Annotated in this window: 30 protein-coding genes, 3 pseudogenes and 1 riboswitch; of the genes and pseudogenes, 17 read left to right on the top strand and 16 right to left on the bottom strand. The window is 72.5% G+C overall.

From position 1 onward, the window contains the following. Positions 1 to 36: 36 nt before the first annotated feature. Positions 37 to 1,152 carry a HoxN/HupN/NixA family nickel/cobalt transporter gene (locus tag ACIBUY_RS36540; protein WP_399154940.1) on the bottom strand — a complete coding sequence of 372 codons (1,116 nt, stop codon included), beginning with the start codon at positions 1,150 to 1,152 and terminating at the stop codon, positions 37 to 39. 30 nt (positions 1,153 to 1,182) lie between these two features. Beyond that, a riboswitch (cobalamin riboswitch) is annotated at positions 1,183 to 1,397 on the bottom strand. Positions 1,398 to 1,488: 91 nt separating this feature from the next. Between ACIBUY_RS36540 and ACIBUY_RS36535 the strand changes: the two genes are divergently transcribed. Further along, entirely contained in the window at positions 1,489 to 1,845 is a 357-nt protein-coding gene (locus tag ACIBUY_RS36535) for a metalloregulator ArsR/SmtB family transcription factor (RefSeq protein ID WP_399154939.1), read from the top strand. Here ACIBUY_RS36535 and ACIBUY_RS36530 read toward each other — a convergent pair. From ACIBUY_RS36530 to rho, 3 genes are all read right to left on the bottom strand, one after another. After that, a complete protein-coding gene (locus ACIBUY_RS36530; protein WP_399154938.1) occupies positions 1,838 to 2,341 on the bottom strand; it encodes an inorganic diphosphatase in 504 nt (167 codons plus the stop codon). The genes ACIBUY_RS36535 and ACIBUY_RS36530 overlap by 8 nt on opposite strands. Before the next feature lie 73 nt (positions 2,342 to 2,414). Next, complete coding sequence (locus tag ACIBUY_RS36525; RefSeq protein ID WP_399154937.1) at positions 2,415 to 2,906, bottom strand: GNAT family N-acetyltransferase; 492 nt, start codon at positions 2,904 to 2,906, stop codon at positions 2,415 to 2,417. Between the two features lie 42 nt (positions 2,907 to 2,948). Continuing rightward, positions 2,949 to 4,133 (bottom strand): transcription termination factor Rho, encoded by a 1,185-nt coding sequence (gene rho / locus ACIBUY_RS36520; RefSeq protein WP_399154936.1) that lies wholly within the window; start codon positions 4,131 to 4,133, stop codon positions 2,949 to 2,951. 362 nt (positions 4,134 to 4,495) lie between these two features. On the opposite strand from rho, the gene ACIBUY_RS36515 reads away from it, so the two are divergent. Then, a complete protein-coding gene (locus ACIBUY_RS36515) occupies positions 4,496 to 5,209 on the top strand; it encodes a class I SAM-dependent methyltransferase (protein ID WP_399154935.1) in 714 nt (237 codons plus the stop codon). 148 nt (positions 5,210 to 5,357) lie between these two features. Here ACIBUY_RS36515 and ACIBUY_RS36510 read toward each other — a convergent pair whose 3' ends face one another. Beyond that, the gene (locus ACIBUY_RS36510; protein WP_399154934.1) at positions 5,358 to 6,593 is read right to left on the bottom strand and encodes an alpha/beta hydrolase; all 1,236 of its coding nucleotides are present in this window, start codon (positions 6,591 to 6,593) and stop codon (positions 5,358 to 5,360) included. Between the two features lie 172 nt (positions 6,594 to 6,765). On the opposite strand from ACIBUY_RS36510, the gene ACIBUY_RS36505 reads away from it, so the two are divergent. Beyond that, positions 6,766 to 8,508: a phosphatidylglycerol lysyltransferase domain-containing protein gene (locus ACIBUY_RS36505; protein WP_365572173.1), complete on the top strand. Its 1,743-nt coding sequence runs from the start codon at positions 6,766 to 6,768 to the stop codon at positions 8,506 to 8,508. Here ACIBUY_RS36505 and ACIBUY_RS36500 read toward each other — a convergent pair. Continuing rightward, positions 8,495 to 9,451, bottom strand: coding sequence for an oxidoreductase (locus tag ACIBUY_RS36500; RefSeq protein ID WP_365572170.1), 957 nt, complete (start codon positions 9,449 to 9,451; stop codon positions 8,495 to 8,497). The genes ACIBUY_RS36505 and ACIBUY_RS36500 overlap by 14 nt on opposite strands. A gap of 82 nt (positions 9,452 to 9,533) precedes the next feature. On the opposite strand from ACIBUY_RS36500, the gene ACIBUY_RS36495 reads away from it, so the two are divergent. Both ACIBUY_RS36495 and ACIBUY_RS36490 read left to right on the top strand, forming a co-directional pair. Beyond that, positions 9,534 to 10,175, top strand: a complete 642-nt coding sequence (locus tag ACIBUY_RS36495) for a TetR family transcriptional regulator (protein WP_365572167.1) — start codon at positions 9,534 to 9,536, stop codon at positions 10,173 to 10,175. Positions 10,176 to 10,236: 61 nt separating this feature from the next. Then, a complete protein-coding gene (locus ACIBUY_RS36490) occupies positions 10,237 to 11,031 on the top strand; it encodes a VOC family protein (protein WP_365572165.1) in 795 nt (264 codons plus the stop codon). Positions 11,032 to 11,034: 3 nt separating this feature from the next. Here ACIBUY_RS36490 and def read toward each other — a convergent pair whose 3' ends face one another. Next, a complete protein-coding gene (def, locus tag ACIBUY_RS36485; protein WP_399154933.1) occupies positions 11,035 to 11,682 on the bottom strand; it encodes a peptide deformylase in 648 nt (215 codons plus the stop codon). Between the two features lie 213 nt (positions 11,683 to 11,895). Here def and ACIBUY_RS36480 point away from each other — a divergent pair, with 213 nt between their 5' ends. The 3 genes from ACIBUY_RS36480 (at position 11,896) to ACIBUY_RS36470 (ending at position 13,374) form a co-directional block, all read left to right on the top strand. After that, positions 11,896 to 12,618, top strand: coding sequence for a GNAT family N-acetyltransferase (locus ACIBUY_RS36480; protein WP_399154932.1), 723 nt, complete (start codon positions 11,896 to 11,898; stop codon positions 12,616 to 12,618). A gap of 126 nt (positions 12,619 to 12,744) precedes the next feature. Beyond that, positions 12,745 to 13,095 carry an ROK family protein gene (locus ACIBUY_RS36475; RefSeq protein WP_399154931.1) on the top strand — a complete coding sequence of 117 codons (351 nt, stop codon included), beginning with the start codon at positions 12,745 to 12,747 and terminating at the stop codon, positions 13,093 to 13,095. Between the two features lie 12 nt (positions 13,096 to 13,107). Then, on the top strand, positions 13,108 to 13,374 hold the full coding sequence (locus tag ACIBUY_RS36470) for a hypothetical protein (RefSeq protein ID WP_399154930.1): 267 nt from the start codon (positions 13,108 to 13,110) through the stop codon (positions 13,372 to 13,374). Here ACIBUY_RS36470 and ACIBUY_RS36465 read toward each other — a convergent pair. After that, a complete protein-coding gene (locus ACIBUY_RS36465; protein WP_365572150.1) occupies positions 13,350 to 13,796 on the bottom strand; it encodes a MarR family winged helix-turn-helix transcriptional regulator in 447 nt (148 codons plus the stop codon). The two genes, ACIBUY_RS36470 and ACIBUY_RS36465, sit on opposite strands and share 25 nt — an antisense overlap. Before the next feature lie 116 nt (positions 13,797 to 13,912). Between ACIBUY_RS36465 and ACIBUY_RS36460 the strand changes: the two genes are divergently transcribed. The 3 genes and pseudogenes from ACIBUY_RS36460 to ACIBUY_RS36450 form a co-directional block, all read left to right on the top strand. Continuing rightward, positions 13,913 to 14,185, top strand: coding sequence for a hypothetical protein (locus ACIBUY_RS36460; RefSeq protein WP_365572147.1), 273 nt, complete (start codon positions 13,913 to 13,915; stop codon positions 14,183 to 14,185). Between the two features lie 113 nt (positions 14,186 to 14,298). After that, entirely contained in the window at positions 14,299 to 16,314 is a 2,016-nt protein-coding gene (locus ACIBUY_RS36455) for an FAD-dependent oxidoreductase (RefSeq protein WP_399154929.1), read from the top strand. Between the two features lie 77 nt (positions 16,315 to 16,391). Continuing rightward, a pseudogene (locus tag ACIBUY_RS36450) lies at positions 16,392 to 16,913 on the top strand (PadR family transcriptional regulator); the annotation flags it as partial. A 100-nt stretch (positions 16,914 to 17,013) separates the two neighbouring features. Here the strand turns inward: ACIBUY_RS36450 and ACIBUY_RS36445 are convergent. The 3 genes from ACIBUY_RS36445 to ACIBUY_RS36435 form a co-directional block, all read right to left on the bottom strand. Next, positions 17,014 to 18,114 (bottom strand): Gfo/Idh/MocA family protein, encoded by a 1,101-nt coding sequence (locus ACIBUY_RS36445; protein WP_399154928.1) that lies wholly within the window; start codon positions 18,112 to 18,114, stop codon positions 17,014 to 17,016. Between the two features lie 132 nt (positions 18,115 to 18,246). Further along, positions 18,247 to 18,750 (bottom strand): hypothetical protein, encoded by a 504-nt coding sequence (locus ACIBUY_RS36440; RefSeq protein WP_399154927.1) that lies wholly within the window; start codon positions 18,748 to 18,750, stop codon positions 18,247 to 18,249. A gap of 170 nt (positions 18,751 to 18,920) precedes the next feature. Beyond that, positions 18,921 to 19,916, bottom strand: a complete 996-nt coding sequence (locus ACIBUY_RS36435) for a fibronectin type III domain-containing protein (RefSeq protein ID WP_399154926.1) — start codon at positions 19,914 to 19,916, stop codon at positions 18,921 to 18,923. A gap of 205 nt (positions 19,917 to 20,121) precedes the next feature. Between ACIBUY_RS36435 and ACIBUY_RS36430 the strand changes: the two genes are divergently transcribed. Next, the gene (locus ACIBUY_RS36430; protein ID WP_399154925.1) at positions 20,122 to 20,856 is read left to right on the top strand and encodes a glycoside hydrolase family 75 protein; all 735 of its coding nucleotides are present in this window, start codon (positions 20,122 to 20,124) and stop codon (positions 20,854 to 20,856) included. Positions 20,857 to 20,875: 19 nt separating this feature from the next. On the opposite strand, the gene dhaM is transcribed toward ACIBUY_RS36430, so the two are convergent. The 4 genes from dhaM to ACIBUY_RS36410 all read right to left on the bottom strand — a co-directional run bounded on the left by dhaM (position 20,876) and on the right by ACIBUY_RS36410 (position 23,557). Beyond that, the gene (dhaM, locus tag ACIBUY_RS36425) at positions 20,876 to 21,298 is read right to left on the bottom strand and encodes a dihydroxyacetone kinase phosphoryl donor subunit DhaM (RefSeq protein WP_399154924.1); all 423 of its coding nucleotides are present in this window, start codon (positions 21,296 to 21,298) and stop codon (positions 20,876 to 20,878) included. Continuing rightward, positions 21,295 to 21,903, bottom strand: coding sequence for a dihydroxyacetone kinase subunit DhaL (gene dhaL, locus ACIBUY_RS36420; RefSeq protein WP_399154923.1), 609 nt, complete (start codon positions 21,901 to 21,903; stop codon positions 21,295 to 21,297). Before dhaL ends, dhaM begins: the two co-directional genes overlap by 4 nt. A gap of 55 nt (positions 21,904 to 21,958) precedes the next feature. Beyond that, on the bottom strand, positions 21,959 to 22,951 hold the full coding sequence (dhaK, locus tag ACIBUY_RS36415; RefSeq protein WP_365572124.1) for a dihydroxyacetone kinase subunit DhaK: 993 nt from the start codon (positions 22,949 to 22,951) through the stop codon (positions 21,959 to 21,961). Between the two features lie 123 nt (positions 22,952 to 23,074). Then, positions 23,075 to 23,557: a hypothetical protein gene (locus ACIBUY_RS36410; protein WP_399154922.1), complete on the bottom strand. Its 483-nt coding sequence runs from the start codon at positions 23,555 to 23,557 to the stop codon at positions 23,075 to 23,077. Here ACIBUY_RS36410 and ACIBUY_RS36405 point away from each other — a divergent pair. The 4 genes and pseudogenes from ACIBUY_RS36405 (at position 23,519) to ACIBUY_RS36390 (ending at position 25,484) form a co-directional block, all read left to right on the top strand. Beyond that, on the top strand, positions 23,519 to 23,641 hold the full coding sequence (locus tag ACIBUY_RS36405; protein WP_399154921.1) for a zinc-binding dehydrogenase: 123 nt from the start codon (positions 23,519 to 23,521) through the stop codon (positions 23,639 to 23,641). The genes ACIBUY_RS36410 and ACIBUY_RS36405 overlap by 39 nt on opposite strands. Before the next feature lie 446 nt (positions 23,642 to 24,087). Beyond that, positions 24,088 to 24,654, top strand: a pseudogene (locus tag ACIBUY_RS36400) (DJ-1/PfpI/YhbO family deglycase/protease). A 71-nt stretch (positions 24,655 to 24,725) separates the two neighbouring features. Beyond that, positions 24,726 to 25,001, top strand: coding sequence for a hypothetical protein (locus tag ACIBUY_RS36395; protein ID WP_365572118.1), 276 nt, complete (start codon positions 24,726 to 24,728; stop codon positions 24,999 to 25,001). A 117-nt stretch (positions 25,002 to 25,118) separates the two neighbouring features. Next, positions 25,119 to 25,484 (top strand): DUF6479 family protein, encoded by a 366-nt coding sequence (locus ACIBUY_RS36390; RefSeq protein ID WP_399154920.1) that lies wholly within the window; start codon positions 25,119 to 25,121, stop codon positions 25,482 to 25,484. Between the two features lie 46 nt (positions 25,485 to 25,530). Here the strand turns inward: ACIBUY_RS36390 and ACIBUY_RS36385 are convergent, their stop codons facing one another. Then, complete coding sequence (locus ACIBUY_RS36385) at positions 25,531 to 25,779, bottom strand: WhiB family transcriptional regulator (protein WP_399154919.1); 249 nt, start codon at positions 25,777 to 25,779, stop codon at positions 25,531 to 25,533. Positions 25,780 to 25,958: 179 nt separating this feature from the next. Here ACIBUY_RS36385 and ACIBUY_RS36380 point away from each other — a divergent pair. Then, a pseudogene (locus ACIBUY_RS36380) lies at positions 25,959 to 26,570 on the top strand (formate dehydrogenase); the annotation flags it as partial. Positions 26,571 to 26,688 lie beyond the last annotated feature (118 nt).

Here is a 26,688-nt window from a genome sequence, read left to right as displayed (position 1 = left end):
CGCCGTGCACCGTATGCGAAGGCCCCGGCGGGCGGGTCAGCCGCCCTCGGCAAGCCGAGCGGACCAGCGCTGCTCGACCTTGGCGAGGCGCCAGTAGGCGATGGCCGCACCCCACACGACGACGAACAGGCCGACGATCACGTAGCCGACGTTGTCCAGGTTCAGTCCGGCGATCCAGCTCGTCACCGTGTCGGACAGGTCGAGCTTCTCGTGCAGGACGCCGACGAGTTCGATCGTGCCGATGAAGAAGGCCACCGCGATCGACAGGCCGGTGATGGTGAGGTTGTAGAACACCTTGCGCACCGGGTTCGAGAACGCCCACTGGTACGCGAAGTTCATGAACGTGCCGTCGAGCGTGTCGAACAGGCTCATGCCCGCGGCGAACAGCAGCGGCAGGCACACGATCGCGTACCACGGCAGCCCCGCCGCGGCGCCGGAGCCCGCCATCACCATCAGCGTCACCTCGGTCGCGGTGTCGAAGCCGAGGCCGAAGAGGAAACCGAGCGGGTACATCTGCCCGGGCCGGGTGATCGACTTGGTGAAGCGGCCGAGGACGCGGTTCATGAACCCCCGGGAATCCAGGTGGTGTTCGAGCTCGGTCTCGTCGTACGAGCCCGCGCGCATCGCCCTGAACACCTTCAGGATGCCCATCAGTGCCACGAGGTTGAGCGCGGCGATGAGGTACAGGAACGAGCCGGAGACCGTCGTGCCGACGACGCCCAGCACCTGGTGGGTGCGCGAATCGTCGTTCATCAGTGTGCCGGCGAGGGCGGCGCCGCCCGCGACGAGTGCCGCCATGGCGACGACCACGCTGGAGTGGCCGAGCGCGAACCAGAAGCCCACCGACACCGGGCGTTTGCCGTCCGCCATGAGCTTGCGGGTCGTGTTGTCGATCGCCGCGATGTGGTCGGCGTCGAAGGCGTGCCGCATGCCCAGGGTGTACGCGGTGATGCCGAGGCCGAGTCCGAAGGCCTTGTTGCCGACCTCGTAGTGCCCGGGGACGACCAGCAGGAACAGCACCCCGAACGCGACGACGTGCAGGGCGAGGATCACCGCCAGGAGCCCCGCGGTGCGCACGGTGTCCTCGCGGCGCCAGCGGAAGGCAGGGGTCGAACTCGTCGTCCGCGCAGGGGAGTTCGCGGGCAGGGTCATGCGTCGATCACGCTCCAGCACCTCGTGGATCACTTCGTGAGATGCCGTGGCCGGTCTCCTGGCTTACGGGCGTGCGCCGCCGCTCCTGCCTTCCCAGCGGCCCTGCGGCCACCAGTGGCGTGCTGGTGCGGTGCGCTCCGGACCTGGGGGTCCGGAACCCGATCACAGTGGCGAGGGCCGCTCCGGACTTGGCCCCTGAGGGGCCGTCACCGGTCTTCCCGAACACCACGGCCCGCCCACCCTAGGGTCGCCGGCCTTCGGCTGCATAGCTGCACACCTGTGCAGGTATGCAAGATCACACCGGGGTGCGCCCGCGGGCTTGAGAGAATTCCGGCCATGCATCGCGTACCGGCCGAGCGCGCCGACCACCCCACCATCGACGGCCACCGCGTCTGCGACGCCGTCGCGGCGATCGGGGACGTCGAGGAGGTGCGGGCGTGGGCGGAGCGGTTCTCCCTGCTGGCCGATCCCCGGCGGCTTGCCCTGCTCCTCGCGCTGCGGCGCGTGGGACCGCTGGCCGTGTCCGACCTGGCGGTGGCCTCCGGCATGAACGGGGCTGCCGTGTCCCAGGCACTGCGCCTGTTGCGGGCCGCGGGGATCGTCGCGGGGGAGAAGGCGGGTCGGGTCGTGCGGTACCGGGTGGTCGACGGTGTGGTGGGCGAGCTCGTCGACCGGGTCGGCAAGGTCAGCTGAGCCGGCGTTTGCGCGCCCGCCTGATCTCCTCGTACGCCTTGTCCCGGCCCTCCCAGTGGGAGCCGTCCACGGACTTGCCGGGCTCCAGGTCCTTGTAGACCTCGAAGAAGTGCGTGATCTCCAGGCGGTCGAACTCGGGGATGTCCTCGATGTCCTGGGTGGAGGCGTGGCGCGGGTCGTGGGCGGGGACGCAGAGGATCTTCTCGTCCGGGCCCTTCTCGTCGCTCATCACGAACATGCCGATGGCCCGGCACTCGATGGTGCAGCCGGGGAACGTGGCGTCACCGGTGAGCACGAGCGCGTCCAGCGGGTCGCCGTCGCCGCCGAGCGTGCCCTCGATGTAGCCGTAGTCCGCCGGGTACTGGGTCGAGGTGAACAGCATCCGGTCCAGGCGGATCCGGCCGAGTTCGTGATCCATCTCGTACTTGTTCCGGGAGCCCTGCGGGATCTCCACGATCACGTCGAACGCTTCGTCGCGCGCCTCGCTGCCGCCCAATGTGGCCTCCTTGCCCCATTGCCCGCATTCCGACGACCCGAGTGTGCGCCGTACGGGGCGAGGGCGGAACCCCTCAGACCGCGGGGAGGACGGGGAATACGAGTTCGGGCCGGTCCCAGGCGACGGCCGGCGGACGCGCGGGCACCGTTCCGGTGCGCACCGCGCCCACGCTGCGGTAGAAGCCCTCGGCGGGCGGGTGGGCGACGACGCGGACCTCGGCGAGCCCCGCGGCGCGCGCCTCGCCCCGCATGTGCGCGACGAGCAGGCGCCCGATGCCGAGGCCCTGCGCGTCGTTCGCGACGAACATCAGGTCCAGCTCCGGCGGCGCGAGGAGCAGGGAGTAGAAGCCGAGGACCCGGTCGTCGGCGTCGTCGGCCGCGACGAAGACCCGGTGCGCCTCGATGTAGTCGGGGCCCACGCGATAGCTGGCGACCATCGCCGCGTACGGGCCCTCGTAGGCGCGGGAGCCGCGCACGAGCCGGGTCAGACGCCTGGCGTCGCGCGCGGTCGCCCGGCGTACGGTGACGGCCGGGTCACCCCCGGGGCGCGTAATGCTCGCTGTCATGTCTTGAGTATTACGCATCCGGGGGTCGGGCGCGGCGGCGGGTCAGCCCGTGGGCACCGTCGAGTGGACCTGGCGCAGGAACGCGGCGTTGTCCGGGGTGCGGCGCAGCTTGTCGAGCAGGGCCTCGTACGAGGACTGCCCGTCGCGGCCCTGCAGGGCCCGGCGCAGTCCGCGTACGGCGGTCAACTCGGGGGCGGACACCAGGAGTTCCTCGCGGCGGGTACCGGAGGGGGTGAGGTCGACGGCCGGGTAGACGCGGCGGTCGGACAGCGTGCGGTCCAGGCGCAGCTCCATGTTGCCGGTGCTCTTGAGCTCCTCGAAGAAGTAGTCGTCGGCGCGCGAACCGGTGTCGACCAGGGCGGTGGCGAGGATCGTCAGGGATCCGGCCTCCTCCGTGTTGCGGGCCGCGCCGAACAGGCGCTTGGGGCCGAGCAGTGCGGCCGCGTCGACACCGCCCGACAGGGTGCGGCCCCCCGAGGAGGCGGCGTTGTTGTGGGCCCGGCACAGCCGGGTCAGCGAGTCGAGCAGGATCACCACGTCGCGGCCCTGCTCGACAAGGCGCTTGGCGCGCTCCACCGCGAGTTCGGCGAGCGCGATGTGCGCCTTGGCCGGACGGTCGAACGTCGAGGAGTACACCTCGCCGCGCACGGACCGGCGCATGTCGGTGACCTCCTCGGGGCGCTCGTCGAGGAGCACCACCATGAGGTGAGTCTCGGGGTGGTTCGTGGCGACGGCCGCCGCGAGCTGCTGCAGGAGCACGGTCTTGCCGGTCTTGGGCGGCGCGACGACGAGGCCGCGCTGACCCTTGCCGACCGGGGTGAACAGATCGACGATCCGGCCCGCGAGCCCGCTCGCCGGGCTCTCCAGGCGCAGCCGCTCGGCGGGGTGCAGGGGAGTGAGGTCGGCGAAGCGCGGGCGGGTGCGGGCCGCGGCGGCAGGGGCGCCGCCGACGGTCTCGACGTGCGTCAGGGTGTGCGCCTTCGCGCACAGCCCGTCGACGAAGTCGCCCTTGCGCAGGCCGAGTTGGCGGATGAGAGCGGCGGGGACCTGGACGTCACGGGGTGTCGCCTGCAGATCGCCCGCACGCAGGTGGCCCTGCCCGTTCGCGCCGATGTCGAGGACGCCGGCGGCTCGGACGGGAGCCTTGGAAGGTGCGGATACGGATACGGATGCGGGTGCGGAAGCCTCGACCGGAGCGGGAGGCTTCTCCAGGGTGGAGCTGGTCATGGTGATCACGGTCCTTTCGCGGACGCTGTTCGTACGCGGGCAGGGAAGGAAGGGGGAATGGCTCCGGCGACTGCGTCGGGGGCGGTGGACCGCGCCCCGGGGAAGGCGGGCGAAGAGGCCCGCGGCCGGGAGGGAACCTGGCAGTGCAGGGGCGGGCGAGAACCCGCCGAGAACCTGTTGACCAGGGATGACGCACGCTGCGGCACTGACCGGGAAGGGTGAGCGCTCAGGCGCTGAAGAGAGTGGATCGGCACCGGCGCCTCAGAAGGGGCGTACACACGTGCCACGTAGAAGGTAGCACCCGGCCCCCGGTGCGTGGCAAGAGCGGACTTCGGCGGGCGGCCGTCCTATGCTGATCCGCCATGTTCACACCCCAGGGGCCCACCCTCCGCGAGCTGGCCGTTCAGGCGATGTCGTCGGTCGAGCGGGGCTACGACCTGCTCGCCCCGAAATTCGACCACACCCCGTTCCGCACCCCCGATCTCGTCCTCGACCCGGTCGCGCGGGCGCTGCGCGGGCTCGGCCCGTACGAGGACGGGCTCGACCTGTGCTGCGGAACCGGCGCGGGGCTCGGCGTGCTGCGCGAGGTGTGCGCGGGCCGCGTCGTGGGCGTCGACTTCAGCGCGGGCATGCTGGAGGTCGCGCGGGGCGGCGACCCGGCGGCGTCGTACGTGCGCGCCGACGCCCTCGCGCTGCCCTTCGGGCCGGTCTTCGACCTGGTGGTGAGCTTCGGCGCGTTCGGCCACTTCGTGCCCGGCGAGTACCCGGCGCTCTTCGGTCAGGTGCGCCAAGTGCTGCGCCCGGGCGGGCAGTTCGCGTTCCCGCTGCCCGCGCCCGCGCGCCCCGGATCGCGCGGCTACTGGGCGATGCTCGGCTTCGACTCCGTCATGCGCGTACGCAACGCGGTGTGGCGGCCGCCGTTCGTCATGTACTACCGGCCGTTCAAACTCGCCGACGTGCGAAGGGAGTTGGACGCCGCGGGATTCGACGTCGCGCTCCACGCGCTGCCGGAGCTGGGCGAACGGCCCGACGGCACCCCGCGGTGCAGACTCGTCGTCGCCACCCGTCGCGGCTAGGGCCTGTATCGAAAGTGGCGTCTGCCTCGCGACGCCCGGCACGAGCCCCCACCCTCGAACCGGCTTCGCACGGCTCGGGCGGGAGCTACCCCCGAGACGCCTGCCCGGCCCGCCCTCCGGGCGGACGACGCCACTTTCGACACACGCCCTAGCGGCGGCCCCTGACGACGGGCCGTACCCCGGGCGATGACGCCTGCGCGGTGCGCTTCGGCTTCGGGGCCGGTGTCGTGTCCTGGGGGAACGTCAGCTGCCTGCCCATCCATTCCATCGCGGGACCGATCTCCCGCAGCCACGTCGTGAAGTGGTGGCTGCCGCGCGGCAGGATGATCCGCGCCGACGTCATCGGCGCCCGAACGGCCTTGAGGAACCGCACCGTCGGCCCGTAGTCCCGCTCGCCCTCGCGGCTGCTCGCCGCGAGGACCGACACCTGCGGCACCGGCAGGTGCTTCAGGCGCCACACCAGGTCGTGGCCCTCCTCGCGCCGCTTCGCGGCCGGTCCGCTGCCGAACAGGCTGCCGGTGGTGAGGTCGTCCTGGATCCGGTAGTCGCCCGACAGAGAGGCCGCCGACGTGTACACCTTCGGGTCGCGCAGGGCGAGTTGGAGCGCGCAGGTGCCGCCCGACGAATAGCCGAGCGCACCCCATGCGCTCGGATCGTGCCCCACCCGGTACGCCGACCTGATCGCCTCCGGCAGGTCCTTGCTGAAGAACGTCTCCGCCTTCGGCCCGCCGGGCACGTCCACGCACTCGGTGTCGCGCGGCGGCGCGATCGTCGGCCGCACCATGACGACCACGGTCGGCTGGAGTCGGCCCGTGCGCTCCAACTGGTCGGCGGTCTGCGGGACATGGAGGAACTGCGCGAGGTTCATGATGCCGCCCGGATAGCCGCTGATCGCCACGATCACGGGGAACCGCTGACGGCGGAACTGCGGCTGGAAGTACTGCGGCGGCAGATACACGAACGCCGGGTCGATGGCCCGCGTGCGCCGCCCGATGATGCGCACCGACTCCACCCGGCCGGCCTTCGCGGGCGGCCCCACCGGCAGCCCCTTGACCCGGTCGAGGCCCTGCGGCCCCGCGGGCTCCACGAGTCCGCCCTGCGTGGCGTACACGCCCGTGCCCCCGAGGTTCGCGATCCGCGCGGGCGCCGTGGAGACGTTGCCGAGCAACTCGTCCCAGGTCCCGTAGAACTCGAAGTCCGCGTTGACCGCGACCGCGCACGCCGTCAGGATCGCCAGCTGGGTCACGCCGATCGCGCCCAGCCTGCCGAGCACGGCCACCGGCCCTCGCCGGGCCAGCCGCGGCCACACCCACACCGTCAGACCCACGCACACCAGCGCGGCCAGCACCGTCGTGTACTCGAGCGACCGACTCGTCAGGCCCATCTGCGCTCCCTCTCTCCCTGGCTCCCACCGGCGACAACCCACCGCCCCGCAGGGCAGCTTCCACCCGCCAAGAGGGCGTGGCAGGGAGGCGGGTTTGCCGCCGCGTGCGTTCTTACCCTTCTCCTCACCTGCTCTTACTCCACCCGCCGACCGCCCCCCTACGCTCACCGCCGTGACACCTCGACCCGCCGCCGTGGCCGGCCACATCTGCCTGCTCATCGGACTCCTGGACATCGCCTCGACCGTCCTCCCGCACGTCCACGAGAGCCGTGTGGAACTGCTGGCGCCGTACGTTCCGGGGCTCGCCGACAACGTGGCGCGCGCCGCCGCGCTCGCCGCGGGTCTGCTGCTCGTCCTGCTCGCGCGCGGGCTGCGGCGCGGCAAACGGCGCGCCTGGGAGGCGGCCGTCGGGCTGCTCGCCGTGAGCGCGCTCGTGCAGGGACTGCGCCACCACGCGTTCGTGGCGGCCGCGGTCTCCGCCCTGCTGTGCGCCGGACTCGTCGTGCTGCGCGGCGAGTTCCACGCCCTGAGCGACCCGCGCGGCAGGCTGCGCGCGCTCGGCAACCTGGTGGTGCTCGGCGTCGCCAGCGTCGGGCTCGGCCTGCTCGTCGTGGGCGTGCGCGCCGACCACGAGGCCGGACGCGGCATCTCCTTCTTCGACCGGCTGCAGCAGGTGGCGTACGGACTGGTCGGCATGCAGGGCCCGTTGACGTACGACAGTGACCGCGTCGCCGACCTCGTCCACCTGTCGCTGTTCGTGCTCGGCATGGTCACCGCGTCGACGACCGCGTACCTGGCCCTGCGGCCCGTGCGCCTGGCACCGGCGGGCGGCGAGGCGCGGCTGCGGTCGCTGATCGACCGGGAGGGGCGGCGCGACTCGCTCGGCTACTTCGCGCTGCGCGGCGACAAGGCCGTCCTGTTCTCCCCGACCGGCAAGGCCGCCATCGCCTACCGCGTCGTCAGCGGGGTCGCCCTCGCGGGCGGCGACCCGATCGGCGACCCCGAGGCCTGGCCGGGCGCCATCAAGGAGTTCCTCGACCAGTGCGCGCGGCACGCCTGGACACCGGCCGTCATGGGCTGCAGTGAACTCGGCGGGCAGGTGTGGATCCGTGAAGGGGGCCTGAAAGCACTGGAGTTGGGCGACGAGGCGATCGTCGACTGCGGCACCTTCAGCCTCGCGGGGCGCACCATGCGCAACGTGCGCCAGATGGTCCACCGTATCGAACGCAGCGGCTATACCTGCCGGGTGCAGCGCGTGGGCGAGCTGTCCGACGACGAGAAGAAGCAGCTGAGGGAGGCAGCGGCGGCCTGGCGGGGGAGCGCCACCGAGCGCGGGTTCTCCATGGCGCTCGGCCGGTTCGGCGACCCGGACGACGGCGCCTGCGTGGTCGTCACCGCCCACCAGGAGGGCGCCGACGGTTCCACGCGGGTCCGTGCGCTGCTGCACTTCGTGCCGTGGGGCGACGACGGGCTCTCCCTGGACCTGATGCGCCGCGACCGCACCGCCGAACCGGGCCTGAACGAACTGCTCATCGTGGCCGCCCTGCGCGCCGCACCCGGTCTGGGGATCGCCCGCGTCTCCCTCAACTTCGCCGTGTTCCGGGCCGCGTTGGCGCGCGGCGAGCGCCTCGGCGCCGGACCGGTCCTGCGGGTGTGGCGGGCGCTGCTCGTGTTCCTGTCGCGCTGGTTCCAGATCGAGTCGCTGTATCGCTTCAACGCCAAGTTCCGGCCCGTGTGGCAGCCGCGCTTCGTCGTCTATCCGACCGCCCGTGACCTGCCGCGCATCAGCTGGGCGTGCCTGCAGGCCGAGGCGTTCGTGGTCCTGCCGCACCCCGCCGAGCGGCTGCGGCAGTGGGCGCGGGCCCGCCGGGGCACGACCCCGGCGGGCCGGCCGGTGAAGGTCACCGGCCCGTGAGCGTGCCCAGCTCGGGGAAGGCCCCCCGGGTCAGCTCCTGCGACACCTCCCACAGGCGCCGGCCCGCCTCCGCGTCCACGGCTCCCGGCGCCGGCTCCACCCGCGTCGGCGCACCGCGCATCTCGCCCCTGCCGTCGGGACCGATGAACTCCCCGCCGTCCAGGCCGGGTTGGGTCGCCGCGTACAGCTGCGGCAGCGCCCCGGCATCGGCGGACTGGGCCAGTGACCTGAACAGGTAGCCGAAGAGCAGGCGCGGCACGGCGACCGTCCCGTTCGTCTGCAGGCCCGTCGCGCTGTATCCGGGGTGCGCCAGCAGGCTGCGTACGGGAGCGCCCGCGGCGGTGAGGCGCCGGTGCAGCTCGAGGCCGAACACCGCGTTCGCCAGCTTCGAGCGCCGGTAGAACTCCATCGGCGCGTAGCCGCGTTCACCGGTCAGGTCGTCGAAGTCGAGCCGCGCCTTGCGGTGTTCCAGCGAACTCACCGTCACCACCCGCGGATCCGGCGCCTGCGCGAGCGCGTCGAGCAGCAGCCCGGTGAGCGCGAAGTGCCCGAGGTGGTTCGTCGCGAACTGCAGCTCGTGCCCCTGGGCGGTGAGCGTGCGCGGCGGCGCCATCACCCCGGCGTTGTTGACGAGGACGTCGATCCGCGGGTGCTCCGCGCGCAGCCCGTCGGCGAAGGCGCGCACCGAGTCGAGGTCCGAGACGTCCAGGCGGCGCACGTCGAGCCGGGCGTCGCGGCGGCCCGCGGTGATCGACGCGGCGGCCGCGCGGCCCTTGTCCGGGTCGCGCACGGCGAGGACGACGCGTGCTCCCCGGTGGGCGAGGGCCCGGGCCGTCGCGAGCCCGAGTCCGCTGCCCGCCCCGGTGACGACGGCCACGCGCTGCGACTGGTCGGGAATCCGATCGGTGTTCCACCGCTGTTCCTGCTTCACGACTCGTTTCATGTGTCACAGCCTGACTTTGATGGCACTTGGTGTCAAGAAGTGCCTGTGGTGCCATGGAAGGCATGACGTGTACGCTGTGGGGGTGAGCAGCCGATCCGAACTGAGCCTGGCCGAGCGCAAGCGACAGCTCGTCGCCGACGAACTGACCGAGGCGGCCCTGCAGTTGCTGGCGCTGCGCGGCTTCGAGGCCGTCACCGTCGACGAGATCGTCGCGGCCGCCGGAGTGTCCAAGCGGACCTTCTTCCGCTACTTCGCGTCCAAGGAGGACGTCGTCGTCCAGTTCCTGGCCGACATGGGCGCGGACATGCGCGCCGCCCTCGCGGACCGGCCCGGCGGCGAGGGCCCGGCCGAGGCGCTCCTGCACGCGGTGCGGGTGCCCGTCACGACGTGCGCGGCCGATTCCGAACGGGCGCTGCGCGTCGTCCAGTTGATCCTGCGCACCCCCGCCCTGCACGCCCGCTTCCTGGAGCGCCAGGCGCAGTGGCGCGACGACCTCGCCGAGGAACTCGCGACCCGCGTCGGCCGGGACGCCGAGACCGACCTGTACCCGCGCCTCGCGGCGGGCACCGCGCTCAACGCCTTCCACGTCGTGCTGCAGCGCTGGAGCGCGAGCGACGCCGCACAGGACCCGTTGGCCCTGCTCGACGCAGCCTTCACGGTCGTCGCTCCCGCGCTCGAACCGGAGCCCGCGCCCTCGGTAGCGGACCGCGTCGGGCGCGCCTAGCGTGGATCCGTAGCCGCCCGGCCGCATCGCGCCCGGCGGACCGACGGAAGGGTCCCGCGCCATGTCCGCACAGCCTGAGGGCGCGCCCATCTGGGCCGACGCCATGTTCCCGGACCTGGAGGCCGCGAAGGCCTTCTACGCCGAGCTGTTCGGCTGGTCCTACGACCCGGGCTCGGAAGAGTTCGGCAACTACACGCAGGCCAAGACGGCCGACGGCAAGCACGTCGCCGCCCTCTCCCCGCAGATGCCGGGCACGGAGGGCGTTCCCGCTTCCTGGAACCTGTACCTCGCCTCGTCCGACATCGCCGCCACCGCGGAGAAGGTCAAGGGTGCGGGCGGCACGCTGGCGATGGACCCGATGCAGGTCGCCGACTTCGGCACGATGGTCACCGCCCAGGACCCGAGCGGCTGCTTCTTCAGCGTCTGGCAGCCCGGCACGCACCAGGGCTTCGAGAAGGTCAACGAGCCCGGTGCGTTCTGCTGGGCCGAGGTCAACTCGCGCGACACCGCGAAGACCGACGCGTTCTTCACGTCCGTCTTCCCGTACGAGGTGAAGACCATGGCGGACGAGCACGTCGACTTCAACGTCTGGCAGCTCGGCGGACAGCCCGTGCTCGGCCGCATGAAGATGACGGACGACTTCCCCGAGCACGTGCCCTCGTACGTCAATGTGTACTTCGTCGTCGAGGACTGCGACGCGGCGATCGCCACCGCCGAGCGCCTGGGCGGGAAGCTGCACTTCGGGCCGATGGACAGCCCCTTCGGCAGGTTCGCGGCGATCGGCGACCCGCAGGGCGCGGCGTTCTCCGTCATCGACGTCGCCTCCACCAAGGGCGAGATGCCGGACCTGGGCTGACGGTCAGTCGGATCCCTGGAGCGTGAACCCCAGCTCCTTCGCGGCCAGTTCGGGCGTGGGCTGCGCCCAGCGCTCCAGGGACGCCCGATCCTGCGTGGACGACAGGGAGCGCAGCTCGGCCCGGTCCAGGTACAGCGTGCCGTTCAGATGGTCCGTCTCGTGCTGCACGATCCGCGCGGGCCAGCCCGTGAACTCCTCGTCCACCGCGCGCCCCTGCTCGTCGAGGGCGCGCAGCTGCACCCGCTCGTGCCGGGCGACCACCGCCTGGTAACCGGGCACGCTCAGACATCCCTCGTAGAAGGCGACCCGGCGGGCGCCCACACCGTCGTACGACGGATTGATCAGGACGCGGAACGGCTGCGGGACGCGGCCGCGGACCGCGCGCACCTCCTCCGGCACGCCCGCCGCGTCCTCGATCACCGCGAGCCGCAGCGGCAGCCCGATCTGCGGCGCCGCGAGGCCCACGCCGGGCGCCGCGTGCATCGTGACCCGCATCGCCTCGATCAGGCGGGCGAGCAAGGTGTCGGAGAGCTGCCCGTCGAGCGGCTGCGCGGGGCGGCGCAGCACGGGATCGCCCGCGGCGACGATCGGCAGCGGCCCCTCGGTGGCGAGCAGGGCCTCGACGTGATCACTCAGTGGCGTGGACGGCATCGCGCCAGCATGCCAACAACGATCACCGCTCGGCAATGGCGGGTCCCCGGGCGTGCGAGTGCGCCGTTCGTGCGGGCGTATTGCGCGCACATGAACGCGTTGCGACCTCGTGAACACCCTGTGGAGCGGGGAATTCCCGGCCCTGACCTGCGGTTTGATTCAGGGTGCGGCCATGATCGGCGTGGCCGGCGCAGACGAAGGAAGGCCGCGAGGATGACGCAGTCGTACGCCACGGAGCCCGCCCCGAGGGCACCGGCGCATCCCCTCGACAACCCCGCCCGTTCCGCGCTGACCGGCCCGCACGCCCGCTTCGCCGAGAAGAGCGGCCGCGTCCTGCGCTACGACCCCGAGGTCACGCCCTGGCTGGCGCTGCCGGACGACCCCACGGAGCAGGACTGGACGGACCTCGCCGCGTTCGCCGGTCCCGACGGCACCGTTCCGGTGCTGGGCACCGGCCTCGAGGTCCCCGACGGCTGGCAGACGGTCCACGACATCCCCGGCGTCCAGCTCGTCGACGTCGCGGTGGACGCGGTGCCCGAACCCGAGGCGGTCCGGCTCACGACGGCCGACGTCCCTCAGATGCTCGACCTCGTGGCCCGCACCCGGCCGGGCCCGTTCCTGGCCCGCACCATCGAACTCGGCACCTACCTCGGCATCCGGCGCGAAGGACGTCTCGTCGCGCTGGCGGGGGAGCGGCTGCACCCGACGGGCTGGACCGAGATCAGCGCCGTGTGCACCGATCCCGATCAGCGCGGCCAGGGTCTCGCGGGACGCCTCGTGCGCGCGGTCGCGGCCGGGATCAAGGAGCGCGGCGAGACCCCGTTCCTGCACACCGGCGCGGGCAACACGAACGCGATCCGCCTGTACGAGTCCCTCGGCTTCGAGCTGCGCCGCACGACCCGCTTCCGCGAGGTGCGGGTGCCCCGACTCCCTTGACGGGTGCCTCGAATCACGCAGCGGGTTCCCCAACACCCGTCAAGGAAAAGGGCGTTCAGCCCTGCGACAGGGCGCACACCCGCTGCCGCGCGATCGCCCCCCCGACTGGCCGACGCCGGGCGGGAGTTGACCGCCAGGGCCACGGCCGACGGGTACGGCCCGCTGCGCGCGGTCGGCGCCGCCTCGCCCTCCGCCGAGGCCCGCTGGGGCGCACTGGCCGACTCGGAGTGCCGCATCTTCCTCAACCCGGGCACCGGGCTCTCCGTCGCCACCGTGATCGGCGGCCGGGTGCTGCGCGGCGCCCACCGGGCCGCGGGCGGGATCGGCTCCCAACTCCTGGGCACCGCCGACCTGCCCGGCGCGGGCGACGGCCGGGCCCCGCTGGAGGGCCACATCTCCGGGCGGGCCCTGGCCGACCGCGGCTCCGCCCTGCTCGGCCGCCGCGTCAGCACCGCCGAGGTCTTCGAACGGGCCTAGCGCGAACCGGAGTTGGCAGCGCTCCTCGACGACGCCCTCGGCGTGCACCTCGCCAACCTGGCGATCGCCCTCGACCCGGACGTCGTCGCCGCGGGCGGCGGCATGACCCGCGTGGCCGGCCGGATCCTGCCCCAGCTGCGCGGCATCCTGGAGCGCGCCGTGCCGTTCCCGCCGGTCGTGGTGACCGCCCGCTTCACCGAGACGGCGCCGCTGACCGGGGCGATGATCCCGGCGCTCGACGCCGCCGGGCGGCGTCAGTCCTCCGCGGCCTCGTTGTAGCGCACCAGGTACTCGGCGAAGCGGCTCAGGTCGTCCCGCGACCAGTCCGCGAGGCGCTCGCCGAACATCTGGCGGCGGCTCACCGTCACCTGGGCCAGGATCTGCGCGCCCGCCTCGGTGGGCAGCAGGACCTGGACCCGGTGGTCGTCCGGGTCGACGCGCCGCATCACCAGGCCCGCCCGCTCCAGGGCGGAGACCTGGCGGCTGACCGTCGACTTGTCGAGCGCGTAGTGCGCGGCGAGGTCGGTGGCGCGACAGCCGCCCTGCTCGTCGAGATGGCTGAGCAGGGTGAACGAGACGAGCGACAGCTCGGGGTGCATCCGGGCCGCGGTCGCCCTGGCCCGGCGGGCGAAGGAGGTCAGCTCGCGCTGGATGGTCTCCACGGCCGACTCACGGTCGCCTGGACGGTCGGGCTGTGCCACGTGCGGTTCCTTTCCGGATGCGCTTCTCGCCTGCGCTCGTTGCATTCTACAACCGAGGCGACGGGTGGACGCGGCACGGCGGGCGCGCCCGGCCGCGGTGCACGAGACTGCGGAACATGAGCGATGCGACCGAAGTGCCCGAGCGCTGCACCGTCCTGATCAAGCCCCGCCTCACCGACGCGGACGGCCGTACCGACCACGGAAACCCGCTGCGCGCCGTGCCGGTCACGGCCACGGGCCGCGTCGGCGAGTCCGGCTATCCCCGCTACGAGGGCGAGGGCGTCGCCGCCGACATCGACCCCCGTACGCGCACGGTCGAGGCGGTGACGGTCGACGGCGAGGAGCTGCCGTACGGGTGGACGGCGGAAATCGCCGCCGACGACCAGTAGGAGCCCTTGGGTAAGGCCTGCCTGCGTGGCGCAGCTCTCTTTTGCAACTTGTTGCAAAAGGGGGTTGGTGTCGTCTACAAAAGTGGAGACGTTCGCCGCGCACGGAGGGCCCCATGAGCCGTTACCCGCACCTGCTCGCCCCGCTCGACCTGGGCTTCACGACCCTGCCCAACCGCGTCCTGATGGGCTCGATGCACGTGGGTCTGGAGGAGGCGGAGAACGGCTTCGCGCGCATGGCCGAGTTCTACGCCACCCGCGCCCGCGGCGGCGTCGGCCTCATGGTCACCGGCGGCATCGCCCCGAACGAGGCCGGGCGCCCCTGGGCCGGCGGCGCCAAGCTCACCACCGAGGCGGAGGCCGAGCAGCACCGCGAGGTCACCGCAGCCGTGCACGCCGCGGGCGGGAAGATCGCGATGCAGATCCTCCACTTCGGCCGCTACGCCTATCACGAGGACCTCGTCGCACCGAGCCCGATCCAGGCCCCCATCAGCCCGTTCGTCCCGAACGAGCTGAGCGACGCCGACGTCGAGCAGACCATCGAGGACTTCGCGCGCACCGCCGAACTCGCCCAGTCGGCCGGGTACGACGGCGTCGAGATCATGGGCTCCGAGGGCTACCTCCTCAACGAGTTCATCGCCGCGCCCACGAACCGGCGCACCGACCGCTGGGGCGGCTCCTACGAGAACCGCATCCGCTTCCCCGTCGAGATCGTGCGCCGGGTCCGTGAGCGGGTCGGCACCGACTTCATCCTCATCTACCGGCTCTCCATGCTGGACCTGGTCCCCGGCGGCTCCACCCTCGACGAGGTCGTGCACCTCGCCAAGGAGATCGAGGCGGCCGGCGCGACCATCATCAACACCGGCATCGGCTGGCACGAGGCCCGCATCCCGACCATCGCGACGTCCGTGCCGCGCGGCGCGTACACCTGGGTCACGAAGAAGGTCATGGGCGAGGTGAAGATCCCCCTCGTCACCACCAACCGCATCAACACCCCGGAGATCGCCGAGGAGTTGCTCGCCGACGGCGCCGCCGACATGGTGTCCCTCGCGCGGCCGATGCTCGCCGACCCGGACTTCGTGAACAAGGCTGCGGCCGACCGCTCCGACACCATCAACACCTGCATCGGCTGCAACCAGGCCTGCCTCGACCACACCTTCAGCGCCAAGATCACCTCGTGCCTGGTCAACCCGCGCGCCTGCCACGAGACCGAACTCGTCCTCGCGCCCACCCGGTTGAAGAAGCGCGTCGCCGTCGTCGGCGCGGGCCCGGCCGGTCTCGCGTGCGCCGTCTCCGCCGCCGAGCGCGGCCACGACGTCACGCTCCTCGACGCCGCGTCCGAGATCGGCGGCCAGCTCAACGTCGCCCGCAAGGTGCCCGGCAAGGAGGAGTTCGACGAGACGCTGCGCTACTTCCGTACGCAGCTCGAACTGCACGGCGTGACGGTCGAGTTGAACACGCGCGTGGACGCGGACGCGCTCGACGGCTACGACGAGATCGTCGTCGCCACCGGCGTCAGCCCGCGCACCCCCGCCATCGACGGCGTCGACCACCCCAGCGTCGTCGGCTACCTCGACGTGCTGCGCGACGGCGCGCCCGTCGGCGACCGCGTCGCCGTCATCGGCGCGGGCGGCATCGGCTTCGACGTCGCCGAGTACCTCACCGACGGCGGCGAGAAGGCGAGCCAGGACCCGGCGACGTACTTCCGGCTCTGGGGCGTCGACATGGACTACGCCGACCGCGGCGGCCTCAAGAAGGCCGAGCGCCCCGCGCCGCCGCGCCAGGTGCACCTCATCCAGCGCAAGACGTCCAAGGTCGGCGCGGGCCTCGGCAAGACGACCGGCTGGATCCACCGCACCGAACTGCGCCACCGCGGCGTCACGATGGTCGCGGGCGCCACGTACGACCTGATCGACGACGCGGGCCTGCACATCACCGTCGACGGCGAGCGCAGCGTCGTCCCCGTCGACACGGTCGTCCTGTGCGCGGGCCAGGAACCGCAGCGCTCGCTCTACGACGACCTGGTCGCCGCAGGGCGCACGCCGCACCTGATCGGCGGCGCCGACGTCGCCGCCGAACTCGACGCCAAGCGCGCCATCAAGCAGGGCACCGAGGTCGCGGCGGCCCTCTAGGGTCCGCCGCCACAGACCGGGCGGTCACGCGGCCGGGCCCGCCGGCCACGTGACCGCCCTCACTTAGTCTGGGCGTCATGTCACTGCCGCACGCGATCCTCACGGCCCTGATGGAGAAGCCGTCGTCGGGCCTGGAGCTGACCCGCCGCTTCGACAAGTCCATCGGCTACTTCTGGTCGGCCACGCACCAGCAGATCTATCGCGAGCTCGGCAGACTGGAGCGCGACGGGCTGATCCGCGAGCTGCCCTCGGCGGCACCGGCACGCGGCCAGAAGAAGAGTTACGAGGTCCTGCCCGCGGGCCGCACCGAACTGGCCCGCTGGACGGCCGCACCGCAGGACCCCAAGACGCTCAGGGATCCGCTGTTGCTGCGGTTGCGCTCCGCCGCGGTGGTCGGCACGGACGGCATCGACGACGAACTGCGCCGCCATCTCGCCCTCCACCAGGACCAGTTGGCGACGTACCGCGAGATCGAGGAGCGCGATTTCCCTCCGGGGAAGGACACGGTGCAGGATCGCTTGCAGTACGCGGTGCTGCGGGCCGGGATCGATCTGGAGACGTTCTGGGTGAGCTGGCTGGAACGAACCCTGACGGATCTTCAATCCAGCGCCAGATCAAGCCCCTCTGGGGGCACCTCCCAGCGTTGGCTGGGGGAGATTGAGGAGCGGGGTCCGGGGCAGAGCCCCGCATCCCGCACCCCTACAGGGTCGAACCGCTCGGATCCCAGTCAACAGGAAGCGGCGCAGGCGGCACACCCAGACCAGGCAACGGCGTGAACTCCCCCCGAACCCCGGAATCCGTCACCGCCGTCATGACCCGCAACACATGGAGGGCCAGACCTCCCGAAGCCCGCGGAGCCGACCCCGTACGGATGGCCCGAGCCAGATCGACAACCCCCAACCCACGCCCGTCGACCCGCCCCCGCACCGGCAGCTCGGCCCACTCGGACGCCCCGTTGGCCCGCACCCGCAGCGGCCCCCCGAACGTGTTCGGGTCGGGCACGGCCAGCGTGCCCTCCGTGCCGACGACCTCGAAGGCGATCCGCGGATCCGCCGAGTCCCAACTGAACACGGACGTCGCCGTCGGCCCCGACACGAAGTCGAGCAGCGCCGACACGTGCGTGGGCACGGCCACGGGGAACGACAGCCCCGCAGCGGGGCCCGCCCCCGACACCCGCTCCGCACGGGCCGTCCGCGCCGACGCCGCGACCCGTTCCACCCCGCCGAACAGCGCCACCAGCGAGGTCAGGTAGTACGGGCCGAGGTCGAACAGCGGCCCCGCGCCCGGCTGGTAGAAGAACGCCGGGTCCGGGTGCCAGCCCTCGGGCCCGAGGCTGCGGACCGCGGTGGACGCCGCGACCGGTGCCCCGATGTGCCCGGCGGCCACGGCCCGCAGCGCGGACTGCAGGCCCGCCCCGAGGAACGTGTCGGGCGCGCTGCCCACGAGCAGCCCTCGCCCGGACGCCTCCTCGAGGAGCTTCTCCGCCTCGTCCGGCAGCAGCGCGATCGGCTTCTCCCCGTACACGTGCTTGCCTGCGCGCAGGGCCGCCCGCGCCACCTCGACGTGCGCCGCGGGCACCGTCAGGTTCACCACCAGTTCGACCTCGGGCACCGCGAGCACCGTGTCCAGGTCCCCGGCGAGGGGCACGCCATGGGCCCGGGCCGCGGCCTCGGCGCGGGCCACGTCGAGATCGGCGACGGCCAGGACCCGTACGTCCGCGAACTCCGCGAGCGTCCGCAGATACTGCGCGCTGATCACGCCCGCCCCGACGACGGCGACACCCACCGGACCTGAACTCACGCTGCCCCCAAGGACGTATCCGGACGATCACACGGCTCGGGGGACGGTAGGCCGAGGTGCGCGGTGCCCACAAGAGGGCCGCCGCCCACGCGGTCGGCGTGAGCGGCGGCCGTCGTCGGCGCGGGGGAGCGGTCAGGTGCGCTGACCGGTCCCGCGCCGCTTGAGGTACCAGGCGCCGCCGACCGTGGCGGCGGCGACCATCAGGCCGCCCGCGGTGAGCGTGAGCGGGCCGAAGTCCTCCACGGTGCCGCCGAGCCCGCCGCGCACGGCGCCCGGGCTGGACGTCGCCGCGACGGTGGGGGTCGCCGTCGCCGTGACGTTCACGGAGGCGGGACCGACCGTCGTCCCGTCGGCGCACACGATGACGACCTGGTACGTGCCCGAGCTGAGGCCCGACCAGGACGCGGTGCCCGAGTTGAGCGTGATCTGTCTGCCCTGCGCGAAGTTGGCCTGCCCCGGCGACAGGAGCGAGGCGTTGCCGCCGCTCTGGCAGGCCGTGGTCATGGCCGTGACCGTGGAATCGTTGGCCGTGACCGTGATCCCCGCGGCGAACGCGGGACCGGCGAGCGTCAGCGGCACCGCGGCCACGGCCGCGACGGTGAGGGCGGAGCGGGTGAGCCGCGAAGAGGTACGCATGGTGTCTGCCTTCCGGCGGCACGGGAGGCGGTGCGTTCCGTGGCCCGCCCGAGTCGGCGAAGCCCGTGCTGCCTGACGCTCACTCAACGTGCGTACGCCGACGTGCGCATGCGGACCGCAGCCGGGCAGGTGACGCGTTCCATCGTCCGGCCCACCGGGGACCGGGCCGCTCAGCCGCCGCTGGTCACCGTGCGCTCCACCGAGAAGGCGCCCCACGTGCCGTCCGGCAGCTGCGCCCGGATCTTCACCCGGTGCCGCTCGCCCGCCTCCTTGCCGATGAAGAAGCTGTACTCCGCCCCGTCCTGCGGCGCGCTCTCGCCCCACATCACGGTCGTCGCCTGCCGCCCGTCCAGGTACACCTGGTACGCCGGGACCTCGCCCCCGGTGTCCGGCGGGGTCCACGCCAGATCGATGTAGTACGCCCCGTCGGCGGCCCGCGTCGTCGCGCGGAAGTCGGCAGGGGCGGTGCCGGGACCCTCGTCCTTGCCCTGCGCGGTCGTCAGCGCCACGACCGCGCTCGACGGCGAGACGTTGTCGGCGGCGTCCTTCGCCCGCACGCTGAACCGGTACGCGGTCCCCGGCCGCAGCCCGGTCAGCAGTGCCCTGGTCTGCGTACCGGCGACACTGTGGATCTTCGTGGTGCCCTGATAGATCTCGTACGAGACGACGCCCTTGTCGTCCGATGCCGCCTGCCACGACAGCGACACGGCCCGCGCGCCGCCCACCGTGCCGCGCAGCCCGGACGGACGGCTCGGTGCGGAGCGGTCCGCGGCGACGGCGGCCGGGGTGGTGACGGTGACCTTCCGGCTCTCGGGTCCGAGGGAGCCGTCCTTGCCGCGGGCCCGCACCGTGAACACGTAACGGGACCGGGCGCGCAGGCCGGTGACGTCCACCATGTGCTGGTCGGCGGGGAGTTCCTTGACGCGTACCGAGCCGCGGTACACCTCGTACCCGGTGACGTCGGTGGTGCTCACGGGCCGGTTCCACATGACGTGCACGGACGTGGCGCTGCCGGCCTGGGCCGTGACGCCGACCGGCTCGGACAGCGAGGGACCCGCCGCCTTGTCGCCGTCGTCGGAGAAGAGCCCGCAGCCGGTGAGGGCCGCGAGGAGCGCGGCCGCGCAGGCGGCGCGGGGGAGCAGCGTGCGTGGGGGGACGCGTCGCACGGGCGTGCCTTCCGCTCGGAACCGGCTGAATTGGTACAGACCTCTAGGAGGTCCGGGACCTGTATGGCACGAGTGACGGGTCCTCATCAAGAGGGCGTGCGGGGCCCGTCCGGACCCCGACCGGTGGACGCGGGCCTGAGCCCGGGTCAGATTGGGGCTTTATGTCCCCTGCGTTCCCCGCGTCGTCTACCGAAGGCAATTCCCCGTGCACCCTCGCTCCCTGACGCTCGCCGCCGTCTGCGGCGCCGCCCTGCTCGTCCCCGCCGCCCTGCCCACCGCGGCCGCCGTTCCCGTGACCGACCCTCAGGACCCCGACGCCGTACCCGCCGTACCCGCTGTACCTGCCGTTCAGGAAGGCGAGGTCCGGGCCGATGCGCTGCTCGCCGCCGTGCGCGGCTGTCGCCAGATCTCGCACGGCCGCTACCGCAGCGACGACGGCGCCCGCGCGGACATCCCCGTGTGCGCCAAGGGCGGCACCGTGCACTGGAAGGCCGACCTCGACGTCGACTGCGACGGCCGCGCGGGCCGCCGCTGCAACCGCCGCACCGACCCGCTGTTCCTGAACACGACGGCCTACCAGCAGTCCGACGGGCGGCAGTTGAGCGCCGAACGGCTGCCGTACGTCGTCGTGCCCGGTGCGAGCCGCATCTGGAACCCGGCCCGCTCCGGCATCCACGGCGGGACCGTCGCCGCCGTCGTCTACCGCGGCAAGGTCCTGTACGCCGTCGTCGGCGACACGGGCCCGAGCGACCTGATCGGCGAAGCCTCGTACGCCGCCGCCCGCGCGCTCGGCATCGATCCGCATCCCGTGCGCGGCGGCGCGGGCAGCGAGGTGACGTACATCCTCTTCCCCGGCACGCGGGCCCGCCCCATCGAGAACCACCGCGCGGCCGTCACGGCCGGTCAGGCGGCAGCACGGAAGTTCCTGCGCGCCCACTGACCGACCGCGACGGCGGTGCTCACTGCTTGCGGTACGTGTACGCCTCCTCGGCCGCGGCCACCACCGCGTCCAGGTCCGCGCCCGCCGAGGCGGACACGACAGCGGCGACGGCACCCTCCAGGAACGGGGCGTCCACCAGGCGCGTGCCGTCCGGCAGTCCACCGTCCTCCAGGTCCTCCGCGAGCAGCGCCTTCACCGTGAGCACCGCGCTGCCGAGGTCCACCAGGACCGCGACGCCCGAGCCGCGGTCGACCTCGGCGGCCGCCGCCGAGATCCGCTCCGCGCTCGTACCGAGCCTGCCGTCCTCGGTGCCGCCCGCCGCGGCCACCGGCGCCGTGGCCCCGCCGCCGGCGAGCCCGGCCGCGAGCCGGGCGACCGCCTCCGCGACGTCCCGGCTGTGCGAGACGAGCACGACGCCGACCGCCTTGTCCGGGGCGGTCACGCGACGTCCCCCGCGGCCTCCGCGAGCGCGCCGATCAGCAGCGCCGACGACGTCGCACCGGGATCCTGGTGCCCGATGCTGCGCTCGCCCAGATAACTCGCGCGTCCCTTGCGGGCCTGCAGCGGCGTCGTCGCCTCGGCGCCGTGCTCGGCCGCGCTGCGCGCCGCCGCGAAGTCACCGCCGTCCAGCGCGTCCACGGCCGGCACCAGCGCGTCCAGCATCGTCTTGTCCCCGGGCGCGGCCCCGCCGAGCGCCCCGACCGCGTCCACGCCGACCCGCAGCGCCTGCGTGAACGCGGCCTCGCTCACCTCGGCCGCGTCACCGAGCGCCTTGCCGGTGCGGCGCAGCAGCGTCCCGTACAGCGGGCCCGACGCGCCGCCCACCGTCGAGATCAACTGCCGCCCGGCGAGGGCGAGTACGGCCCCCGGCGTATCGGGCGCGTCCTTGTCGAGAGTGGCCCGCACCGCGGTGAAACCGCGCTGCAGATTGCTGCCGTGGTCCGCGTCGCCGATCGGCGAGTCGAGTTCGGTGAGCCGGGCGGCCTCGCGGTCCACGGCCGCCGCGGTCGCCGTCATCCAGCGCCGGAAGAAGTCGGCGTCGAGCACATGATCTCCTTGCGTGGTGGGTGAGTTGAGGGGGGAGGTGAGCGGGGATGTGGTGTCACATGCCCCAGCGCAGCCCGGCCGTGCTGACCGGCGCGTCCCACAGGCGCAGCAGCTCCTCGTCGACCTGGCACAGGGTGACGGAGGCGCCCGCCATGTCGAGGGACGTGACGTAGTTGCCGACGAGGGTGCGGGCGACGGCCACCCCGCGCTCGCCGAGCACCCGCTGCACCTCGGCGTTGAACCCGTACAGCTCCAACAGGGGCGTCGCGCCCATGCCGTTGACGAGCGCGAGCACCGGGTTCGTCGGGTGGAGGTCCTCGAGCACGGCGTTCACGGCGAAGTCGGCGATCTCCCCGGATGTCATCATGGAACGCCGCTCGCGCCCCGGTTCCCCGTGGATGCCGACGCCCAACTCCAGCTCGCCGGGCGGCAGTTCGAACGTCGGTGACCCCTTCGCCGGGGTCGTGCACGCGCCCAGCGCCACACCGAAACTCCGCGCGCTCCCATTGACCTGCCGGGCTATCGCCTCGACCCGCTCCAGCGGCTGCCCCTCCTCGGCCGCCGCTCCCGCGATCTTCTCCACGAACAACGTGGCCCCGGTGCCGCGCCGCCCGGCCGTGTACAGACTGTCCGTCACGGCGACGTCGTCGTTCACCAGGACCCGGGCCACCTGGATGCCCTCGTCCTCGGCGAGTTCGGCCGCCATGTCGAAGTTGAGCACGTCACCGGTGTAGTTCTTCACGATGAACAGCACGCCCGCGCCGCTGTCCACGGCGGCCGCCGCCCGCACCATCTGATCGGGCACCGGCGAGGTGAACACCTCGCCCGGGCAGGCCGCCGACAGCATCCCCGGCCCCACGAACCCGCCGTGCAGCGGCTCGTGCCCGGACCCGCCGCCCGAGACCAGCGCCACCTTCCCGGCAACCGGCGCGTCCCGGCGGAGGATCACCCGGTTGTCGACGTCGACGGTCAACTCGGGGTGGGCGGCGGCCATGCCGCGCAGTGCGTCGGTGACGACGGTCTCGGCGACGTTGATCAGCATTTTCACGGGTGACTCCTGGGGGCAGCAAGGGACGTGCTGGAAGTATCGACCTTGCGCGGGAGAACGTCACGGGGGCCGAGGGCGTCGGGTGCCCCGGGGTGGCGTCGCCCTTGCTCGTGGTGCATCCGGTCATGCCGCGCTGAGGGCGAGCACGGCGTTCTGTCCGCCGAAGCCCGAGGCGTTGACCAGCGTGGTGCGCAGCGGGAGCGGGCGAGGGGCGCCGGTGACCACGTCCAGATCGATCGCCCCGGCCGCTCCGATGGAATGGCCGAGGGTTCCCTTGACCGCGGTGACCGCGGTGACCGCGGTGACCGCGCTGACCGGGGGCGGAGCCGGGAACTGGCTGGACAGGGCGCGTGCTTCGGCGAGGTCGCCGTGGGGCGTTCCGGTCGCGTGGGCGCTGACGTGATCGCCATCGCCTGGCTCATCGGCTTCGCCGGCGGAGACATCCCGAAACCGGCACTCGGCCATGCCTTGGTGGAGAACCACTCGATCCACGGCATGTACCGGCAGCAGTACCACACACACGAACCCGAGTCCGTCGACCGCTGTCACAAGGAGCTGACGCGATGGGTGAGCGAGGGCGTGGTCACGCCACTGGTCAGCGATCAACTGCCCTTCTCGCGAGCGCCGGAGGCCGTGCAACGCGTTGCGGACGGACGCGCCGTCGGAAGAATTGTCGTCCTTGCGACGTGAGGATGACGGCCCCTTCGGCCCGGGGAGATCCGGTGCTCAGGGCGGAGGTGACATCGGGCTGCGCGGAAGCGGCGGAAAGACGCTTGGACCAGTGACGCGGCTCGTCAATGCGATGGTGCGGCGCGGTCGGTTCGGGCTCCAACGCGCCGATGCGGGTTCGATGCCGGTCGCTCGCCTCCTGCTCCAGCGCCCTGGCCGGCCACTGTGCTGCCTGGTCCCGGCCTCGGCGGCCGTGCGGAGGGCTGCGTGACTTGGATCGCGGCCCCTGGGTACACGGGTCACGCGCAACCGATCGCGTGGTGGCCCTCGCCGGGAACGCGCAGGCTGAAGAGGGCGGCGCAGGGGAAGCCGCAGGCCCGGGAGCGGCGCGAGCCGTGACCGAGCTCCCGGTGACCCTGCGCGGACCGGCACGGATCAGCTGAGAAAGGTGCAGAAAGGTGCATCTCATGAACGACCGACGACTCGACGGCCGCAGCGTCCTGGCCCTGGTCACCAACTACGGCGTCGAACAGGACGAACTGCTCGTCCCGCTGCGGGAATTGCGCAAGGACGGCGTTGACGTCACCGTCGCCGCGGTCAGCACGGACCGGGTCCAGACGCTGCAAGGGGACAAGGAACCCGGCGAGAGCGTGGACCCCGACGTGTCCCACGCGGCCTTGGGAGCCGCCCCGCACGACCTCCTGCTCATCCCAGGCGGCACGCTCAACGCCGACCACCTGCGCCTGGAGGCTGCCGCCATCGACACGGTGAAGGCGTTCGCCGCGAGCGGCCGTCCCGTCGCCGCCATCTGCCACGGTCCGTGGGCGCTGGTCGAGGCCGACGTGCTGCGGGGCAGGACCCTCACCTCGTACCCGTCCCTGCGCACCGACATCACCAACGCCGGCGCCAAGGCGTGAGTCGACGAACCCGTCGTCGTGGACGCGGAGGGCGGCTTTCCGCTGATCACCTCCCGCACACCGAAGGACCTGGACGACTTCGTGACGGCCATCCGCGAAAGGCTCGCCCAGGCCTGAGCGAGAACAGACGCACGAACGCGAGCGGGCCCACGGACCACGGGGTCGCTCGACCTCCGAAAGGGCAGTACATGACAGACCGGCAACCCGACCCCGAGGTGCGTCCCGAGACCCCCGGCAAGCACCCGCCCGTCGTGCCGCGCGACCTTCCCGACCAGCAGGCGGGAGCACGCGAAGAGGACCCCCTGGAAGTGCGGTGGCAGCGGCAGCCGAACCCCGAAGAGGAGGAGCCGGAGCCCGACGATTCCGTGCCCGATCCCGATGAGGCCGGTGCGGGCCGGCGGGGCCGCCCCCTCGCCGGTGGCTTCCGAACGGACCAGCCCGCGCCCGACGAACCGTCCGGCTGAACGGGGCCGGCCGATGGGGACGGCCGACGTACAGCGGGTGGCGGCAGGATGCGAGTGGCCGATGAGACGTCTGGAGAGAGGCTGTGCCGGACCGCGCTTCCTGGGTACCCGGCCCTGATGAACACTCCCCTCGCCTTCCCTGCCCTTTCCGCCGCGATCGCCCCCATCGCCTGCGGTTTCGTCATCGCCCTCGCATTGGTCTGGGCCGTGTGGCTCGGCATCAGGATCCGGCAGCGCGAGCCCGGCCCGCCGGATCCTGCCGAGCAGCCGAAGCTCCCCGCGTCGGGCCCCGTACACGAGATCCAGGAGGTACGGGAACCCGACGAAGTACCGACGGTGGACGACCACGGCGCTCGGCTCACTCCGCACCGGCTCAGGGGCCACGGCAACATGTCGATCAGGCGCAGCGCGAACCAGACCCCGCGGCGTTGGCGCGGCGACAGTGGCGGAGGTCTCGGCAGCGGCGGTACCGGTCGTCCCTGAATCCGGGCCCCGATCCGCGGAGGCCGGGCGTCCGTGCCCGTCGGGATCACCGAGCTCTGGCCCGCAGGCGCGCGGTCCGTTCGGTCTCCGACATGCCGCCCCATATCCCGGTCGTCTGCCCCGTCGACATGGCCCACTCCAGGCACTCGTCGGTCACCGGACAGCCACGGCAGACCTGCTTGGCGGCCCGGGTGGACTCCAGGGAGCGACCGGCCGTGCTGATCGGGAAGAACAGCTCCGGGTCCTCACCCGCACAGGCAGCGCTGTCCAGCCAACTCATCTCCATCATCGGCATGCGCCGTCGAGTGCCCTCGCCGCCGAGCCGAAAACGCCGGGGTCCGGCCGACGCCGTCCAGGGAGACAGCGGGTGCTTCGGCGGCGTGTTTCGTCCGCCCGCAGTCAGGTACCCAGTGCACGTCCACGCGGGCGTGCGGGCGGCCGTACGACCGGCCGATGTGCGCTGAGGAGGTCCGTATGGGAGTCACCGACCGGTTCCGCGCGTGGCCCGTCTACCGGCAGCTGACCGGGGAGGACCGGCTGGGCCGGGGGAGCGCGGCCACGTCGCGCAGCACGCGGCAGCTGCGGCCGCGTACCGACACCGCGGACCGGGTGACGCAGTCCGTCTGCCCGTACTGTGCCGTCGGCTGCGGTCAGCAGGTGTACGTCAAGGACGACAAGGTCGTGCAGATCGAAGGTGATCCCGCGTCGCCGGTCAGCCGGGGCCGGCTCTGCCCGAAGGGGTCGGCGACGTTGCAGCTGACGACCGGTTCGGCGCGCCGCCACACCTGGGAGTGGGAGCGCGACGGCGTGCGGACCGCCCGCACCATGGGCATCGCGAGCCTGGGCGGCGCCACCCTCGACAACGAGGAGAACTACCTGATCAAGAAGTTGCTGACCGGCCTGGGCGTCGTACAGGTGGAGAACCAGGCGCGTGTCTGCCACAGCTCCACCGTCGCCGGACTCGGCTCGTCCTTCGGACGCGGCGGCGCCACGACCTTCATGCAGGACCAGCAGCACTCCGACTGCATCGTCATCCAGGGGTCGAACTACGCCGAGGCCCACCCCGTCGGCTTCCAGTGGGTTGTGTTCATCCTGAACGTGCTGGTCATGGGGGTGGCGTGGGTGGGTGATGTGGTGCTCGTGCTGGTCGTCGGGGCCTGTCTGGGGTGAAGATCGTCGGTCAGCGGGCGATTTCGTGCTGGGT

Origin of the sequence: Streptomyces sp. NPDC050085, from assembly GCF_044460595.1 — a bacterium.
In the GTDB taxonomy this organism is placed as follows: Bacteria; Actinomycetota; Actinomycetes; order Streptomycetales; family Streptomycetaceae; genus Streptomyces.
Note: the sequence above shows the minus strand (reverse complement) of the source record. Positions and strands in the feature narration are given on the sequence as shown.

Coding starts and splice junctions, on each gene's coding strand:
- ACIBUY_RS36540 (WP_399154940.1), bottom strand. CDS start 1,152: ATGACCCTGCCCGCGAACTCCCCTGCGCGGACGACGAGTTCGACCCCT.
- ACIBUY_RS36535 (WP_399154939.1), top strand. CDS start 1,489: ATGCATCGCGTACCGGCCGAGCGCGCCGACCACCCCACCATCGACGGC.
- ACIBUY_RS36525 (WP_399154937.1), bottom strand. CDS start 2,906: ATGACAGCGAGCATTACGCGCCCCGGGGGTGACCCGGCCGTCACCGTA.
- rho (WP_399154936.1), bottom strand. CDS start 4,133: ATGACCAGCTCCACCCTGGAGAAGCCTCCCGCTCCGGTCGAGGCTTCC.
- ACIBUY_RS36515 (WP_399154935.1), top strand. CDS start 4,496: ATGTTCACACCCCAGGGGCCCACCCTCCGCGAGCTGGCCGTTCAGGCG.
- ACIBUY_RS36510 (WP_399154934.1), bottom strand. CDS start 6,593: ATGGGCCTGACGAGTCGGTCGCTCGAGTACACGACGGTGCTGGCCGCG.
- ACIBUY_RS36500 (WP_365572170.1), bottom strand. CDS start 9,451: ATGAAACGAGTCGTGAAGCAGGAACAGCGGTGGAACACCGATCGGATT.
- ACIBUY_RS36490 (WP_365572165.1), top strand. CDS start 10,237: ATGTCCGCACAGCCTGAGGGCGCGCCCATCTGGGCCGACGCCATGTTC.
- def (WP_399154933.1), bottom strand. CDS start 11,682: ATGCCGTCCACGCCACTGAGTGATCACGTCGAGGCCCTGCTCGCCACC.
- ACIBUY_RS36480 (WP_399154932.1), top strand. CDS start 11,896: ATGACGCAGTCGTACGCCACGGAGCCCGCCCCGAGGGCACCGGCGCAT.
- ACIBUY_RS36460 (WP_365572147.1), top strand. CDS start 13,913: ATGAGCGATGCGACCGAAGTGCCCGAGCGCTGCACCGTCCTGATCAAG.
- ACIBUY_RS36455 (WP_399154929.1), top strand. CDS start 14,299: ATGAGCCGTTACCCGCACCTGCTCGCCCCGCTCGACCTGGGCTTCACG.
- ACIBUY_RS36440 (WP_399154927.1), bottom strand. CDS start 18,750: ATGCGTACCTCTTCGCGGCTCACCCGCTCCGCCCTCACCGTCGCGGCC.
- ACIBUY_RS36395 (WP_365572118.1), top strand. CDS start 24,726: ATGACAGACCGGCAACCCGACCCCGAGGTGCGTCCCGAGACCCCCGGC.
- ACIBUY_RS36390 (WP_399154920.1), top strand. CDS start 25,119: ATGAACACTCCCCTCGCCTTCCCTGCCCTTTCCGCCGCGATCGCCCCC.
- ACIBUY_RS36385 (WP_399154919.1), bottom strand. CDS start 25,779: ATGCCGATGATGGAGATGAGTTGGCTGGACAGCGCTGCCTGTGCGGGT.